This is a genomic window from Streptomyces sp. NPDC047022, assembly GCF_040644155.1.
Lineage (GTDB): Bacteria > Actinomycetota > Actinomycetes > Streptomycetales > Streptomycetaceae > Streptomyces.
In genome coordinates, this window is the sequence record NZ_JBEYVV010000005.1 from 251,912 (window position 1) to 266,654 (window position 14,743).

Consider the following 14,743-nt stretch of genomic DNA (forward strand, 5'->3'; position numbering starts at 1 on the left):
GCGACCGGCTGGATGCCGACTGCTCAGGCGCAGGACTTGCCGACGCCTTGACGATCCGTTCCTCGAGCGTTCAACCCGCCGTCTGCGTCAGGGGTGTGTGTCCTCCCTAGGGTCGCTGCGGATTTCGAAGGAAGGGACTCATGGACACACGCCTCGTAGTCCGGGCTCGCGAGATCACCAAGTGCTTCGGCGACGTCGTCGCACTCGACGGCGTCGATCTGGATGTGGGGCGTGGGCAGATCCACGGCCTGGTCGGACCCAACGGCGCCGGCAAGACGACCTTGCTGGGCCTGCTGCTGGGCCTGGCAGTCGCCGACGGCGGCCGACTCGAGATCCTGGGTACGCCCGCCGGGCGTGCGTTCGCCGCTCCTGACGGTGTCGCGGGCTTCGTGGACGGGCCCGGTCTCTACCCCTCGCTCACCGCCCGGCAGAACCTCGCCGCGCTCGCCGCTCTGCGCGGCCACGACGCGCGGATCGCGGGGATCGACGAGGTCCTCGCCCAGGTAGGACTCACCGATGTCGCCGACGACCGGGCCCGCGGCTTCTCCCTCGGCATGCGTCAGCGGCTCGGTCTCGCCGCCGCGCTGCTCACCAAGCCCCGGCTTCTCGTGCTCGACGAACCCTCCAACGGCCTCGACCCGGCCGGCAAGAGGCACGTACACGGTGTCCTCACCCGGCTCGCGGCGGGCGGAACCGGCGTAGTGCTCTCGAGCCACCGCATGGACGACCTCGAGGCACTGTGCTCGGAGGTCACCATCCTCGCCACCGGACGGGTCGTGTTCTCCGGACCGCCCGGCAAACTCGCCGCCGAGAACCGTGAACTCGACTACCGGTTGCGCACCTCCGACGCCGAGGCCGCGCACCGGCTGGCTGCGGAAACGGCCGGGATCCGCATGGGCGACGACACCGGGGCACGCCATGACGCGGAGGTGCTCGTCGTGCGCGCGCTGGTGCCCGCCCTGGACGAACTGGTGGCGCGGCTCGTGCGGTCGGGGATCGCGGTGCGCGAGCTCGCACCCGTGATGTCGCCGCTGGAGGCCGCGTTCCTCGACCTGACCGAGAAACAGGAGACCGACCGATGACCGCGACCATCACCGAGGACGACGTTGCCGCCGCCCGCCCCGTCTCGGTCTCGCGCGGATACCGCTTCGAACTGGTCAAACTGGTCTCGCAGTTGCGGATCCGCCTGCTCGTCCTCGCCTGCTGGATCGCGCCGGGGCTCTTCGTCGCCGGAGTGAGCGGGCAGAGCACCCTCCCCGCCGACACGCTCTTCGGCCGCTGGATGCATGCCACGGGGTGGGCCGGCCCGCTGGTGATACTCGGTTTCGCGGGCACATGGGCGCTGCCGTTGCTGACCTCGGTGGTCGCAGGTGACGTGTTCGCCTCCGAGGACCGGCTCGGCACCTGGCGCCACCTGCTCGTGGCGGTCCGTTCGCCCAGGCGGATCTTCGCGGCGAAGGCACTGGCGAGCCTCACCGTCATCCTGCTGCTCGTCGCAGGGCTGGGCTGTTCCAGCGCGGTCGGCGGGCTCGTGTCGGTCGGCGACCAGCCGCTGGTCGGCCTCGACGCCCACCTGCTGACGCCGGGGGACGCCGCCGGCAAGGTCCTTCTCGCCTGGGTCTGCGCCCTCGCCCCGACCCTGGCCCTGGCCGCGATCGGACTGCTCGGGTCCGTCGCGCTGGGTCGGTCCCCCATGGGACTGCTGCTTCCCCCGGTCGTCGCGCTCGCGATGCAGGTCGCCCAGATGCTGCCGCTTCCCGTCGCCGTGCGCCTGGCCCTGCCCGGATACGCCTTCATCTCCTGGAACGGCCTGTTCGCCGACCCGGCACAGCTGGGCCCGCTCCTGATCGGCATCGTGGTCAGCCTGGTGTGGGCCGTGCTCGCGACGGCGATGGCGTATCTGCTCTTCGTCAGGCGCGATTTCACCAACCCGGCCTACGACGGTTCCGGGCGCCGCGCGATCACCTCCGGACTCCTGCCGCTGGTCTCCGTGGCCGCCCTCACCGTCGCGGTGGTCGCCGTGGCAACCCCGTCGATGGGCTCCGGAATCGAGCAGGACAAGGTCCAGCGGTCACTCGCCACGGCATTCGCGCACCTCTACCGCATGCAGACCCAGCAGCTCCACCGCCCCGCCGTCACCGAGGCGCAGCTGCGGGTCACGGCGGCGTGCAACAAGGGTGACGGCCAAGTCGCCCCCCAGGGGGCGGGCAACGACTGGCGTTGCGTCGTCACCTGGCATCTCCCCGGCGCCTCCGCCGCCGGGACGGCCGTCTACCAGCTTGACGTCACCTCAGACGGGCGGTTCGTCGCCGATGGCGACGGACCGAAGGAAGTGAACGGCTACTTCCTGGTGCGGACCCCGACCGGGGACGCGCCGAACCCGCTTTGGCAGTTCGACGGCAACGTCGAACTGCTCGACTCCACCTCGAAGGGATAACTCCATGCAGGTAACACGGCAACGCCGTCTCAGCGAGAAGGAGCAGATCAGCCTTTTCGGTAGACGCATCGGTCGACGGACCCTGCTGGTGACGGCGGGTATCTCTGTCGCCCTGGCCGTCACGGGCACCGCTGTGGCCCAGACGCATCAGTTCGGTACCCAGCAGGTCGGCCAGGTCACCGCGAACGGCCAGGTCGTCTCCGACGACCAGTACATAGCCCCGTACGGCAGCCGCACGGTCATCGACGACGGCAAGATCATGTCGTCCACGGTCAGCCCGGACGGGGGCCATCTCGCGGCTTCGGTCGCCGACGGTGACGCGTCGCTGGTCGTCATGGACCTGGGGACCGGGCAGGTGAAGCAGCGCGTCGGCACCAACTCGAAGGACGACCTGCGCATCAAGAGCGGCGCCGTCGGCCAGGAGGGTCCGACGTACTCGCCCGACGGTTCGCAGCTGTGGCTGGGCCAGAGCGACGGCTACACCAAGTTCACCGTGAACCCGGACGGCACCCTCTCCAACCCGACGGCCGTCTCGATCCCGGCCGACGGCTCCAAGCACGCGCTGGTGGGCGCGGCGGTGTTCTCGGCCGACGGTTCCACCGTGTACTCCGCCGTCAACGGCCAGAACCGCGTGGTCGCCATCGACGCGGCGACCGGGGCCGTCAAGCAGAGCTGGGCCGTGGGCAACGCTCCGCGTGGCATCGCCATGGCCGGCGGCAAGCTCTATGTCAGCAACGAGGGCGGGCGTCCGGCCAAGGCCGGCGACACCACGATCAACTCCTACGGCACCCAGGTACCGGCCGACCCGGACACCGCTGCCGCCACCACGGGCACGGTCAGCGTGATCGACCTGACGGACGCTTCCGCCCCCGTCAGGAGCATCGAGGTCGGCCTGCACCCGACCGCGGTGTACGCCAAGAAGGGGGCGGTGTTCGTCACCAACACCGCCGACAACAACGTGTCGGTCATCAACACCGCCAACGACAAGGTCGTGCAGACCATCGCCACCCAGCCGTGGCCGGAGGCACGTGTCGGCTACGAACCCAACGCGGTGACGCTCAGCGACGACGGTCATCTGCTGGTGACGCTCGGCCGCGCCAACGCGGTCGCGGTCTACCGGTACACCTCCCCGCAGCAGCCGGCCAGTTACGTCGGACTGCTCCCGACGGACTACTTCCCCGCGGAGATCGCCACCGTGGGCAAGCACGTGGTGGTCTCCAACACCCGTGGTGTCGACGCCCGCCGCCCCGACAGCGCCGGTCACGGCACCCACGACACGACGTCCAGCCTGACGCAGTTCACGCTGCCGGACGACACGGTCATCAGGTCCCAGACGGCCAAGGTCTTCAAGCAGAACGGCTGGAGTGCCGGCTCGGTCAAGCTGGCCCAGGGCAGGAGCCACGCGATGCCGGTGCCTGTCCCGGTGCGGCTCGGCGACCCCTCGACGATCAAGCATGTCTTCCTGCTGGTCAAGGAGAACCGGACCTACGACCAGGTCTTCGGTGACCTGCCGCAGGGCAACGGCGACGCCTCGCTGACGCAGTTCGGCGAGAACGTGACGCCCAACCAGCACGCGCTGGCACAGCAGTTCGGGCTGTACGACAACTTCTACGACATCGGCACCAACTCCGCCGAGGGTCACAACTGGCTGATGCAGGCCGACAACCCGGAGTACACCGAGTCCTCGGCCGGTGAGTACACGCGCAGCTACGACACCGAGGACGACGTTCTCGGCCACCAGAAGTCCGGGTTCATTTGGACCGGCGCGCAGGCGGCCGGGAAGTCCGTCAAGGACTTCGGCGAGTTCCAGTCGTCCGAGAGCAAGCCCTCCGGCGCGACCTGGCAGAACCTGTACTGCGACGCCAAGAACATGGACGCGACCGGGCAGAAGACCGCCTACCCCATTCAGACGGGCTCGGCGATCCCGTCGCTCAACAAGGTGTCGGTGCCCGGGTTCCCGCTGTTCGACCTCAACGTCCCGGACGTCTACAAGTACCAGATCTGGAAGCAGGACTTCGAGAAGAACGGTCCGGCGAACCTGAACATGTTCTGGTTCTCCAACGACCACACCGGTGGTCCGGCGAACGCTGCCGCCGAGGTCGCGGACAACGACCTCGCGGTCGGCAGGATGGTCGACGAGATCACACACAGCAAGTACTGGAAGGACTCGGCGATCTTCGTCGTCGAGGACGACTCCCAGGCCGGCCTCGACCACGTCGACGGCCACCGTGCCCCGGTCCAGATCATCAGCCCCTGGGCCAGGCACGGCACCGTGGACAGCCACTACTACTCGCAGATCACCATGGTCCGCACCGTCGAGCAGATCCTCGGGATCCACCCGATGAACCAGAAGGACAGCGCGGCCACCCCGATGTCCGGTGCGTTCACCCGGCACGCGGACAACACTCCCTTCACGGCGGTGCCCAACCGGACCTCGCTGACCCTCGGGGTGAGCCCCCAGCCCCCCTGCGGCACGGACACCCCGGCACCGCAGGACGCCAAGGCGGCGCCCGCGCCGACGTCCGTGACGGTGCCCGGGGCCGAGCAGAACGTGGCGGCGCAGTGGAAGGCCTGGGAGTCGCATCAGCGGCTGACCGGACCGAACGCCGTGCCCGACTACGCCAATCCCGCGCAGATGAACCACTTCACGTGGTACCAGACGCACAACTGGACCAAGCCTTATCCCGGTGAGAGCAAGATCTACGCGCCCAACGATGTGCCGGGCGCCTACATCCCGTCGTCGGAGTCCGACGGCTGACGCAGCCCGTTCGCGTCAAGGGGCCCCTGGCCGGCGTCACCGCCGGCCAGGGGCCCCTTCTGTCGACTCCCCTCCGGGCAGGGCGCGTCCGCGTCGGCCCGACGCCCGCTTCCTGGACAACTCAACCGCGTGAGCACTACCCTGAAATCGAACTAGTCGGGATTCATGAGTAGAGAGCAGGGGTGACTACGGGGGATGCCTGTGCACGAGCCCTCGTCCGGCTGGCTGCGCGGTGTGCTGCCCCTGGCACTCGCCGCCGTACTGGCACACGGCGATCAGCACGGATACGCGCTGGTGCAGCAGTTGGCCGCGTATGGATTCGGCACCGTCCGCGGCGGCGCCCTGTACCCGGTGCTCGGCCGCATGGAGACCGACGGGCTGGTGGAGGCCCGCTGGGAACCCGGGGAAGGGGGGCCGGGCCGCAAGGTCTACCGGCTCACTGACGCCGGGCGGGCGCGACTGCTCGAAGAGACCGCGAACTGGCAGCAGTTCTCCCGCTCGATGGACCACCTGCTGCGCCAGGGAACGAAGGAGGAGCCGTGACGGACGCGGACGCCCGGTGGAAGGCCCGGGTGCGGCTGGCGCTTGCGGCGCGGTCGGTGGACACGGCCACCGCCGACACGGTGCTCGACGAGGTGGACCAGCACTGCGCGCAGAGCGGTGAGAAGCCCGAGGACGCCTTCGGCACTCCGCAGGAGTACGCCGCCGCCGTGGTCCGTGATCGCCTGCCGCCCGAGCAGCGCGCGCACCAGCGCTGGGACGGCTCGCCCCGCGCGGACCACCTCCGCGTCGCGCTCGCACAGACGGGCCTCGCCACGCTCGCGTTCGGCGTCTGTGTCTGGGCCTGGTCCGGAACCCTGCCGACCGTCGCCCCCGCCGCACTGGCCGGCGGCGCGCTCACCGGCGTCGCCCTGCTGAGCACCTGCCTGACGGCGAGCCTGGCGGGTTCCCGGCTCCACGCCGCCACCGGGTGGGGCGCCGTCGCCGCCATGGCGGTACTGCTGGCCGCCGCGGCGTTCACCCACCTGCCCACCGCTCCCCTCGGCCGGCTTCCCGCCCCGGCGCTGTGCGTACTGGGCCTACTGCTGCTGTGGACGGCGGCACGCCATGAATCGACCCCCGACCGCGAGGAACCCGGCATGACATCACAGACCCGGCCCGAGGACTGGCTGATCGAACTGCCCCGGCTGCTTCAGGAGCGGCACGGACTCTCCCACGCCCAGGCAACCGAACTGACCAGGGAGGCCGCCCACCACCTCATCGCGACCGGGCGCGACCCCGGGGACGAGTTCGGGCCGGTGGAGCTGCATGCGCTCAGGCTGGCCGAGGGACAGACCGCACCCCGTACGCGGTGGTGGATGCGCAAGGACGTCCAGGCGGCACTGCTCGCGCTCATTCTCGTCGGCTACCTGGCCGCCGGCCTCGCCTCCGAAGGGCCGCTCTGGCTGACGGTGCTGGCCGCGGTCGCACTGGCGACGCAGCTGACACTCCTCGCCTGGCACCTGCGGCGCAAGCGCTCCGCCGGGCCCGCTCCCGCGCGGCTTCCCGGCAGCTGACAGCCAGAGCCGTGAACGCCGTGGCCCCCATGGGCAGGGGGGCCACGGCGACGAGCGGGCCGTAGGGCGGGCACCGGCCTGCAGTACCGATGCGTGATGACGGCTCAGCTCAGCGGACCGTCACGTTGAAGACGGGCGAGGCCGTGGTGCCGTTGACGATGCGCAGGTCGTTCTTGCCCTTCAGGCCGAGCTTGACGCCGAGCGAGTAGGAGCCGGTGTGCGAGACGGGCGCGGACGCGGGCAGGGTGACCCACTTGCCGTGCTGCTTCTGCTGGAGGGTCACCGCGCTGCCCGCCTTCAGACCGGTGGTCTTGCCCGTGACCCGGAACAGCTGCCAGGCGCCGACGGAGGACGCCGAGGGCGTCGCGGTGATGGCGGCCTTCACGGCCGGGGCCTTGTGCTCGGCGGCGGTGGACGCCGTGTGCGGGGCCGGGGAGGCCGCAGCCATGGCCGTGCCCGCGAGGGCGAGGGAGGCCGCGCCGAGGGTGCCGACGACGGCCATGCGCAGGGAGCGACGCTTCGAGATCATCACGTTGTGTCCATTTCTTCGATGAAACAGTGCTTCGCACTAAAGGAGAGCTACATACCGATTGATGCAGTCACTAGAAACGACGACGCGGCGAAGCAATGCGTTCATCGGCGCCATGTCGCTGTCTTGTAACAGCCGGGGGCGCGATCACGGAGGCCGCACCGTCGGCATGGGCATGGGCATGACCGCCGCACCGGTGCCGGGGGTGCGCCTCCGCGGGGCCCGGCTCCCCAGGACGGCGGCATGGCGGAGCCATGGCGATCGACGACACACGACACCCCGGCGGCACGAGCCCTGCACAGAAGGGCAAGAACTCTGCACCGACGGGCAAGAAATCCGCCTGCCACAGTCACGACGGATACGCTGCGCTGGAATTGACGCCACCAAGGCCAGGGCGATGCACACGCCCTCGTCGACGGATCGGCTGCCCCGTTTTGCACCACCCAGTCACTGCACCCCAAGCGCAAGGATCAGCACCTCGCCGTTCCTCGCCGTCAGCCGCCCTGGACAAACCATCAGCATGAACCATCAGTCTTCTCGGGGCCCGTTGGGCGGAATATTCCGCACCGTCCGGGCGTACCCGCGCCGCGCTCCGCTGACCCTCGCCTATGTCTGCCTCCTCCTGGTCAGCCATGCCTGGGTCAGCTACGGGCTGTCCGCCGGGCGGGCCGCCACCGTTCTGGGCTACCTCAGCACCAACCTGGACAATCTGCGGGATCACCCGGTGGTCGCGCTGTTCGGCAGCGTGCTGTTCTTCGAGGGGACGCTCACTGATGTCACCTCACTCGAGTTCATAGGGACCTTGATCACCCTGGGCCTCGGCGTGTGCTGCTTCCTGGCCTGGGCGGAGCGCCGGTGGGGAAAGCCGCGCGCCGTAGCCGTGTTCCTCGGCGGGCACGTGGCCGCCACCCTGCTCACCGCTGTCGTCATCACCGTTGCACTGCGCCACGGCTGGTATCCGGCCACCGTGCGGCAGGAGCTGGACTACGGGATCAGTTACGGCGCCCAGACCCTGTTGGCGGTCGGCACACTCGCCCTGCCGCGCCGGGGCCGTCTTCCCTGGGCGGTCTTCGTACTCGCCTGGCCCCTCGGCGGTCTCGAATGGACCGGCCCCCTCCCGGACTTCACCACGATCGGCCATCTGATCGCGGCGACGCTCGGCTTCGCGCTGGTGACCGTCCTGGCGTTCCGGCGGCTACAGGCCGGGGCCGCACCCGCCGACGGGCCGCCTCCGGGCGTGAGCACCTCGAACGCGGATGGCGAAACGAGGCTCACCCGCACGGCTGCCCAGGACTCCCCGACCGCGCGGTCGAAGCGCGCGTGACCGCCATGGGCATGCGTCGGTGCGGGAGGCCGCCGTTCACTTCCCTGAGCGGCCTCACCTCGCCGAGTGTCACCGGCACGGCGAGCAGCCCGTCGACTTCACCGCCACCCGCACTTTCCGTCGCCGAGGCGGCAAAGGAGCACGTCCTCTTAGGCGGCCGACGCGATGCCGGTCTTCGCGCCTCCACCCCGGAACGCGCCTGAGAAGTTCTCGACCGGCACAACCGACGCCGTCGTTCCACCGTCTGGAGCTTCAAGCGGGCTCCAGCTCGACCCCTTCCGTGGCTCACTCTCGCGCGAACGCGATGCGCGAAGACGGCGTCCCGGACGGAATCGCTTCGGCCGGGATCAAAAGACGACCATCTGAGCCTTCTCGGCGATGTCTCATAACCGCGTAATGAAGGAGAGTGCACGATCGATGTCCGCCTCCCCCGGCTCTGCGAGCCCCGAAGCGGCGTCCCCAGGTGACGGCACGCCGGCCGGTTCCGGCTTCAGCGTTCTGTCCGAGGACTTCGCCGCCGATCCCTACCGCTCCTTCGCGTGGCTGAGGGAGCAGGCGCCGGTGCACCACGAGCCGGCGATCGACAGCTACTTCCTCTCCCGCTACCGGGACGTGAAACGGGTGCTGACCGACCATGAGGCGTTCAGCACCGAGACGCTGCAAGTACGGGCCGAGCCGGTGATGCGCGGTCCTGTGCTCGCTCAGATGACCGGGGTCGAGCACACCGCCAAGCGGAAGATCGTCGTCCGGGGGTTCACCGGAGGGGCCCTGGAGGACCAGACACGCGTCATCCACGCCAACGCCGCCGAGCTCATCGAGCCCTTCCTCGACCGGGGCCGGCTGGACCTCGTCAACAACTTCGGCAAGCCGTTCGCCGTGTACGTGACACTCGATGTCCTCGGCCTGGACAAGAAGGACTGGAGGCAGGTGGCCGCCTGGCACAGCGGGGTCGCCGAGTTCATCACCAGCATCGTCCTCACCCCCGAACGCCGTCGGCACTGCCTGGACTGCGCCGAGCAGCTTGAGGCCTACCTCGTCCCCGTCATCGAACAGCGGCGCCGACACCCCGGCGAGGACCTCATATCGCAGCTGTGCACGGCCGAGTTCGACGGCATCGCCATGAGCAACCGCGAGATCACCGCGCTGATCATCAACGTCCTCGCCGCCGCCACCGAGCCCGCCGACAAGACCCTCGCCCTCCTGTTCAAACACCTCATCGACCACCCCGAGCAGATGGCGCATGTCCGCCAGGACCTGACCCTGCTCCCCGCCGCGATCGCCGAGACCCTGCGCTACACCCCGCCCGTCCAGCTCATCCCCCGCCAGGCGGAGCGGGACGCGGTGTTCGACGGGACCACCGTCCCCGCGGGCGCCACTGTCTTCTGCATGATCGGCGCGGCCAACCGCGACCCGGAGGCCTTCACCGCCCCGGACACCTTCGACATCCACCGTCCGGACCTGGGCACCGCCCGCTCCTTCACCGCCGCCGCCCAGCACCTGGCCTTCGGTACCGGACTGCACCAGTGCGTCGGTACGGCCTTCGCACGTGCCCAGATCGAGACCGTCTCCGCGATGCTCCTCCCCCTGCTCGACCAGGTCCGTTACAGCCCCGGCTTCCATTACCGTGAGACCGGTCTGTACACCCGCGGCCCCGCGTCCCTGTCCCTGGACTTCGTCCCCCCGAGGTCGAAGTCCTCCGCTGTCACGGCCACCGGAAGTGACACGGGTCACTGACAAGCCCGGCTTCACCGTTAGAATCATTAACAGATTTGACGCTATCTAACGGATCGGCGGCTGCGGGGGGCGGCGAAGTCCGTTGCGGAACAAAGAGGAGCGGGAGCCGCCATGGTGTCCGTGGGAGAGAGACTGAGCAGTGCGCGAGTGCGGGCCTTCATCGGCCGGGACGAGCAGCTCGAGCGCTTCACCGACGCCCTCGCCGGCGATCCGCAGGCGCCGTTCGCGTTCTACGTGTTCGGGCCGGGCGGCATCGGGAAGTCGACCCTGCTGCGCCGTCTGGCGGACCACGCCCGTGCGGCGGGCCGCCTGCTCGTCGAACTCGACGGCCGTTTCGTCAGCCGGGACCCGGCCGACTTCGAGCGCGCGGCGGATCCTTTCCTGGACGTTCCCGGCACGGTCCTGGTCGTGGACTCCTTCGAACACTGCCAGTGGCTCGAGAGCTGGCTGTGGCACCACTTCCTGCCCCGCGCCGCGGACAGCACCCTGGTCGTCCTGGCCGGACGGATCGCTCCGCAGCCGCAGTGGACCGCCGACCCCGCCTGGGGCGGGCTCCTGCACGTGAGCGAACTGGAGCCGTTCTCCGAGGATCAGGCCCTGAGCCTGCTGGCCGCGGCACGGATACGGCCCGAACTGCGGGACCGGGTGCTCCGCTTCGCCGGAGGCAACCCGCTGGCCCTGTCCCTGGCGGCAGCCGCGGGATCGGCGGGCTGCGGCAGGGAGGAGATCTGGACTCCCTCGGCGGACATCCTGCGCACCCTGCTGACGGGGTTGATCGGTGAGGTGCCCACGGCTGCCCACCGCCGCGCACTGGAGGTGGCGGCACAGGCCTTCTCGACGTCGGAGGAGCTACTCGCCGCGGTGCTTCCCGAGGAGGACGCCCATCATCTCTTCTCCTGGCTGAGGGATCTGCCCTTCATGGAGTCCACGCATCGGGGGCTCCACCCCCACGATGCCGCCCGCGAGACGCTGGCCGCCGACCTGCGCTGGCGGGCGCCCAACGCCTTCGAGACGATGCGCCAGCGCCTGGCGGACGAATATCTGCGCCTGCTGCGCGAGGCACCCGACGAACGGGTGTGGACCGTCACCGACGAACTCTTCTACCTCTTCCGGGAGGGGAAGACCCTGGCACGACTGCGCACCTGGTCCCGCGAGGACGAAGTGCACGACCGTCCCCTGCGTCCGGAGGACATGGATGTCGTCCTGCGCATGGCGCGGGAGGCCGAGGGAGCCGCCTCCGCGGAACTGGTCCGCTACTGGGCCGAGCGCCAGCCAGGAGCCTTCAGCGTCTACCGGCTCGTCAGCACCGGCCGCGTCGTCGCGTTCACGGCCCGGCTCGCCCTCCCCGCCCCCGCCGATCCACAGGACCTGGCCACCGATCCCGTCGTGGCCTCGGCGTGGGAGTACACCGACGCCACCGCGCCGGTGAGCCCCGGCGAGCACATCGGCATCAGCCGCTTCTCGGTCTACCCGGAGCGCTACCAGGTTCCCTCGCGCGTCATCGACCTGAGCAGTTCCCGCGCCCAGGCGGAGTCCGCTCGTGCCCGCGGCCGCGCCTACGGATTCGCCGTCTGGCGGGACGCCGAGGCATGGGCCGAGCGCGTCAAGGGGACACTCCACGACACCGGGGCGCGCCCGCAAGTCGGTGCGCACACCTACGGGGTGTTCGGCGTCGACTGGCGCCGGGAGCCCGTGGAAACCTGGCTCCGCCGCTTCATATCCACCACCGACGAGCCCTTGGAGTCGGGACCGTCACCCCTCTCGCGTACGACGTTCGACCAGGCCGTGCGCGAAGCGCTGACGCACTGGCGCGACACGGGTGCGTTCGCCGCCTGTGCGTTGATGCGCGCGCGTCTCGCGGCCGACTTCACCGATCCTGTCGAGGAGTTGCGCGCTCTGCTGCGCCAGGCCGTCGACGACCTCGCCCATGAACCACGCGGAGTGCGGGCCCGCGATGCCCTGGTGGCGGGCTACTTCTCCGGTGCGCCCACGCAGGAAGCCGCTGCCCGCCGTATCGGGCTTCCCTTCGGCACCTACAGGCGGCATCTGCGCCAGGGCCTGGACCTGCTGTGCGAGGCCCTGTGGCAGTGGGAACTGCACGGCCCCGTCGAGGATTCGTAGCCGGAGGCCGCCTCCCCGGTCGGCGGGATCCGTTGGACTGGTGCGAGCAGGAATGGACAGTTCCAGTCACTGCCGGGCCTGGAATCTGGACACCGACCCGCACGAACCTGTGCGCCATGAACCTCCAACGAACACAGACGGCGCAGGCGCCGCCCGCCCCTCGGCCGGGTCCCGTGCTCGCGGCGCTCGCCGCGGCCCAGTTCACGGTCATGCTCGCCACCTCGATCGTGAACGTGGCGATTCCGCAGATCCGCGCCGGGGTGGGCCTGTCGGAGGGCGGCACCACCTGGGTGGTCAACGCTTACGGACTGGCGTTCGGGGCGCTGCTGCTGGCGGGCGGGCGAGCCGGCGACCTGCTCGGCCGCCGCCGGGTGCTGATCGCCGGTCTCGGGCTGTTCGCCGCGGCGTCGCTGGGGGCCGGTCTGGCGGTCTCCCCGGAGACGCTGATCGCCGCCCGCGCCGCCCAGGGCCTCGGTGCCGCCACCATAGCCCCGGCCGCGCTCGCCCTGACCATGGACCTGTTCCCGTCCGGCCCCCGGCGCGGCAGAGCTCTGGGGGTGTGGGGAGCGGTCTCCGCCGGGGGCGGCGCGGGCGGTGTCCTGCTGGGGGGTGCCCTGACCCAGGCGTGGGGCTGGCCCTGGATCTTCCACTCCGTCGCGTTCGGGTCCGTGCTGGTACTTGTCGCCGTGGCGGCTCTCGTGCCCCCGTCGGCCGGCCGCGCGGCCGGGAAGTTCGACCTGCTGGGCACCGCCACCGTCACCGTTGCCCTGACCTGCCTGGTCTGGGGGCTGACCACAGCACGCGGCACCGGCTGGACGGATGCCCGTGTGCTGGGAGCCCTGCTCGGCGCCGCCGTGCTGCTCGGAGCCTTCGTCGTGATCGAGCTTCGCCGGCCGAACGCGCTGCTGCCACCGCAGCTGTTCACCACCGGCCGGGTCGCGGCAGGCAACCTGCTGATGGCGCTGCTCGGGTCCGTGTGGATCGGCCTGTTCTTCTTCCTGCCGCTCTACCAGCAACAAGTGCTCGGAATGGGCCCCTTGACCACCGGAGTGGGCCAGCTCCCCCTGGCGGCGGCCAATATCATCGGGGCCTCGCTGGCACCGCGCGTCTCCCGGCGCATCGGCGCCACCGCGACCGTGTCTGCGGCCCTGCTCACCACGGCCGCGGGCCTGCTGTGGCTGTCACGGATCAGCGCCGATGGAAGCTACCTCGGCCAGGTGCTCGGCCCGACCGCCCTGATCGGCCTCGGCCTGAGCTTCGCCTTCTTCCAGCTCACCGCGCTCGCCGTGGACGGCGTCCCGCCCCAGGACACGGGATTGGCCGGCGGACTGGTGAACACCACCCGCCAGGTAGGCGGTGCCATCGGCCTCGCCGCTCTGGCCACCCTGGCCGGTTCCGTCACCGCCCATGCCTCCACCCACCGGACCCACCTGGAGGCGCTCACCGCCGGGTACCGAACCGCCTTCATGGTCTGCGCCGCGACCATGGCGGTCGCCGCGCTCCTCGCCGTACCGCTCACCCGCCGCAAGGGCCGTGCCGACGGAAGCCGGACGCCCACCGCGGCCGACCCCACCACGCTTCCCCGGCAGGGCCGGGCGACCCGCCGTACACCCGCCGCCTGACGCCCGGCCACTCGACTCGGCCGTCGGCCGCAGCGGCAGCGCCGAGCAGTCGCTCCAGGACCACACAGCACGTACGACGACACCCACGAGCCACGAGGACCGAACATGTCCACCAAGCCCTATCTGACCGGCCACTTCACCCCCGTCGCCGACGAGATCACCGCCACCGAACTCACCGTCGAGGGCACCCTGCCCTCCGAGCTGACCGGCCGCCTGCTGCGCAACGGCCACAACCCCAAGCCGGGCGTCACCCCGACCCACTGGTTCAAGGGCAGCGGCATGGTCCACGGCATCCGGCTGCGCGAGGGGCGCGCCGAGTGGTACCGCAACCGCTGGGTGCACACCCCCGCCCTGGAGGGCGCCCCCTACATGACCGAGAAGGGCCCCGACCTGACCGCCAGCGTCGCCGGCACCCACATCATCGAGCACGGCGGGCGGCTGCTCGCGCTGTGCGAGGCGAACCTCCCCTTCGAGCTCACCCCTGAACTGGAGACGGTCGGCGCCTTCGACTTCGACGGCAAGCTGCGCGGCATGATGACCGCGCACCCCAAGGAGGACCCGGCGACGGGGGGAACTCCACTTCTTCGGCTCCTCCCCCTTCCCGCCGTTCCTGATGTACTACGTCTCCGACGCCAAGGGTGAGATCATCCACAGCGCAGAGG

The 14,743-nt window shown here is 70.3% G+C and carries 11 protein-coding genes; 10 read left to right on the forward strand and 1 reads right to left on the reverse strand.

Features of this window, described 5'->3' with window-relative positions:
- The first annotated feature begins 140 nt into the window (after positions 1 to 140).
- From ABZ845_RS09205 to ABZ845_RS09225, 5 genes are all read left to right on the forward strand, one after another.
- Positions 141 to 1,082: an ABC transporter ATP-binding protein gene (locus tag ABZ845_RS09205; protein WP_360975133.1), complete on the forward strand. Its 942-nt coding sequence runs from the start codon at positions 141 to 143 to the stop codon at positions 1,080 to 1,082.
- Positions 1,079 to 2,437, forward strand: coding sequence for an ABC transporter permease (locus tag ABZ845_RS09210; protein ID WP_360975136.1), 1,359 nt, complete (start codon positions 1,079 to 1,081; stop codon positions 2,435 to 2,437). The genes ABZ845_RS09205 and ABZ845_RS09210 overlap by 4 nt, the downstream gene beginning before the upstream one ends.
- A 4-nt stretch (positions 2,438 to 2,441) precedes the next feature.
- Positions 2,442 to 5,195: a bifunctional YncE family protein/alkaline phosphatase family protein gene (locus ABZ845_RS09215; protein ID WP_360975139.1), complete on the forward strand. Its 2,754-nt coding sequence runs from the start codon at positions 2,442 to 2,444 to the stop codon at positions 5,193 to 5,195.
- A 195-nt stretch (positions 5,196 to 5,390) separates the two neighbouring features.
- The gene (locus ABZ845_RS09220) at positions 5,391 to 5,738 is read left to right on the forward strand and encodes a PadR family transcriptional regulator (RefSeq protein ID WP_360975141.1); all 348 of its coding nucleotides are present in this window, start codon (positions 5,391 to 5,393) and stop codon (positions 5,736 to 5,738) included.
- Positions 5,735 to 6,751 carry a hypothetical protein gene (locus ABZ845_RS09225; RefSeq protein WP_360975144.1) on the forward strand — a complete coding sequence of 339 codons (1,017 nt, stop codon included), beginning with the start codon at positions 5,735 to 5,737 and terminating at the stop codon, positions 6,749 to 6,751. The genes ABZ845_RS09220 and ABZ845_RS09225 overlap by 4 nt, the downstream gene beginning before the upstream one ends.
- Before the next feature lie 109 nt (positions 6,752 to 6,860).
- Here ABZ845_RS09225 and ABZ845_RS09230 read toward each other — a convergent pair whose 3' ends face one another.
- A complete protein-coding gene (locus tag ABZ845_RS09230) occupies positions 6,861 to 7,280 on the reverse strand; it encodes a hypothetical protein (protein ID WP_360975147.1) in 420 nt (139 codons plus the stop codon).
- A 520-nt stretch (positions 7,281 to 7,800) separates the two neighbouring features.
- Here ABZ845_RS09230 and ABZ845_RS09235 point away from each other — a divergent pair.
- From ABZ845_RS09235 to ABZ845_RS09255, 5 genes are all read left to right on the forward strand, one after another.
- Positions 7,801 to 8,604 (forward strand): rhomboid-like protein, encoded by an 804-nt coding sequence (locus ABZ845_RS09235; protein WP_360975150.1) that lies wholly within the window; start codon positions 7,801 to 7,803, stop codon positions 8,602 to 8,604.
- A gap of 417 nt (positions 8,605 to 9,021) precedes the next feature.
- Positions 9,022 to 10,338 carry a cytochrome P450, cyclodipeptide synthase-associated gene (locus ABZ845_RS09240; protein ID WP_360975153.1) on the forward strand — a complete coding sequence of 439 codons (1,317 nt, stop codon included), beginning with the start codon at positions 9,022 to 9,024 and terminating at the stop codon, positions 10,336 to 10,338.
- Positions 10,339 to 10,449: 111 nt separating this feature from the next.
- Positions 10,450 to 12,459, forward strand: coding sequence for an AAA family ATPase (locus ABZ845_RS09245; RefSeq protein ID WP_360975156.1), 2,010 nt, complete (start codon positions 10,450 to 10,452; stop codon positions 12,457 to 12,459).
- 116 nt (positions 12,460 to 12,575) lie between these two features.
- Positions 12,576 to 14,081 carry an MFS transporter gene (locus tag ABZ845_RS09250; protein ID WP_360975159.1) on the forward strand — a complete coding sequence of 502 codons (1,506 nt, stop codon included), beginning with the start codon at positions 12,576 to 12,578 and terminating at the stop codon, positions 14,079 to 14,081.
- Positions 14,082 to 14,186: 105 nt separating this feature from the next.
- On the forward strand, positions 14,187 to 14,723 hold the full coding sequence (locus ABZ845_RS09255; RefSeq protein ID WP_360975162.1) for a carotenoid oxygenase family protein: 537 nt from the start codon (positions 14,187 to 14,189) through the stop codon (positions 14,721 to 14,723).
- Positions 14,724 to 14,743 lie beyond the last annotated feature (20 nt).

Bases quoted from the DNA above. Each gene is read 5' to 3' on its own strand.
- ABZ845_RS09235 (WP_360975150.1), top strand. From the start codon at position 7,801: ATGAACCATCAGTCTTCTCGGGGCCCGTTGGGCGGAATATTCCGCACC.
- ABZ845_RS09205 (WP_360975133.1), top strand. From the start codon at position 141: ATGGACACACGCCTCGTAGTCCGGGCTCGCGAGATCACCAAGTGCTTC.
- ABZ845_RS09210 (WP_360975136.1), top strand. From the start codon at position 1,079: ATGACCGCGACCATCACCGAGGACGACGTTGCCGCCGCCCGCCCCGTC.
- ABZ845_RS09240 (WP_360975153.1), top strand. From the start codon at position 9,022: ATGTCCGCCTCCCCCGGCTCTGCGAGCCCCGAAGCGGCGTCCCCAGGT.
- ABZ845_RS09255 (WP_360975162.1), top strand. From the start codon at position 14,187: ATGTCCACCAAGCCCTATCTGACCGGCCACTTCACCCCCGTCGCCGAC.
- ABZ845_RS09250 (WP_360975159.1), top strand. From the start codon at position 12,576: ATGAACCTCCAACGAACACAGACGGCGCAGGCGCCGCCCGCCCCTCGG.
- ABZ845_RS09220 (WP_360975141.1), top strand. From the start codon at position 5,391: ATGCCTGTGCACGAGCCCTCGTCCGGCTGGCTGCGCGGTGTGCTGCCC.
- ABZ845_RS09230 (WP_360975147.1), bottom strand. From the start codon at position 7,280: ATGATCTCGAAGCGTCGCTCCCTGCGCATGGCCGTCGTCGGCACCCTC.
- ABZ845_RS09245 (WP_360975156.1), top strand. From the start codon at position 10,450: ATGGTGTCCGTGGGAGAGAGACTGAGCAGTGCGCGAGTGCGGGCCTTC.
- ABZ845_RS09215 (WP_360975139.1), top strand. From the start codon at position 2,442: ATGCAGGTAACACGGCAACGCCGTCTCAGCGAGAAGGAGCAGATCAGC.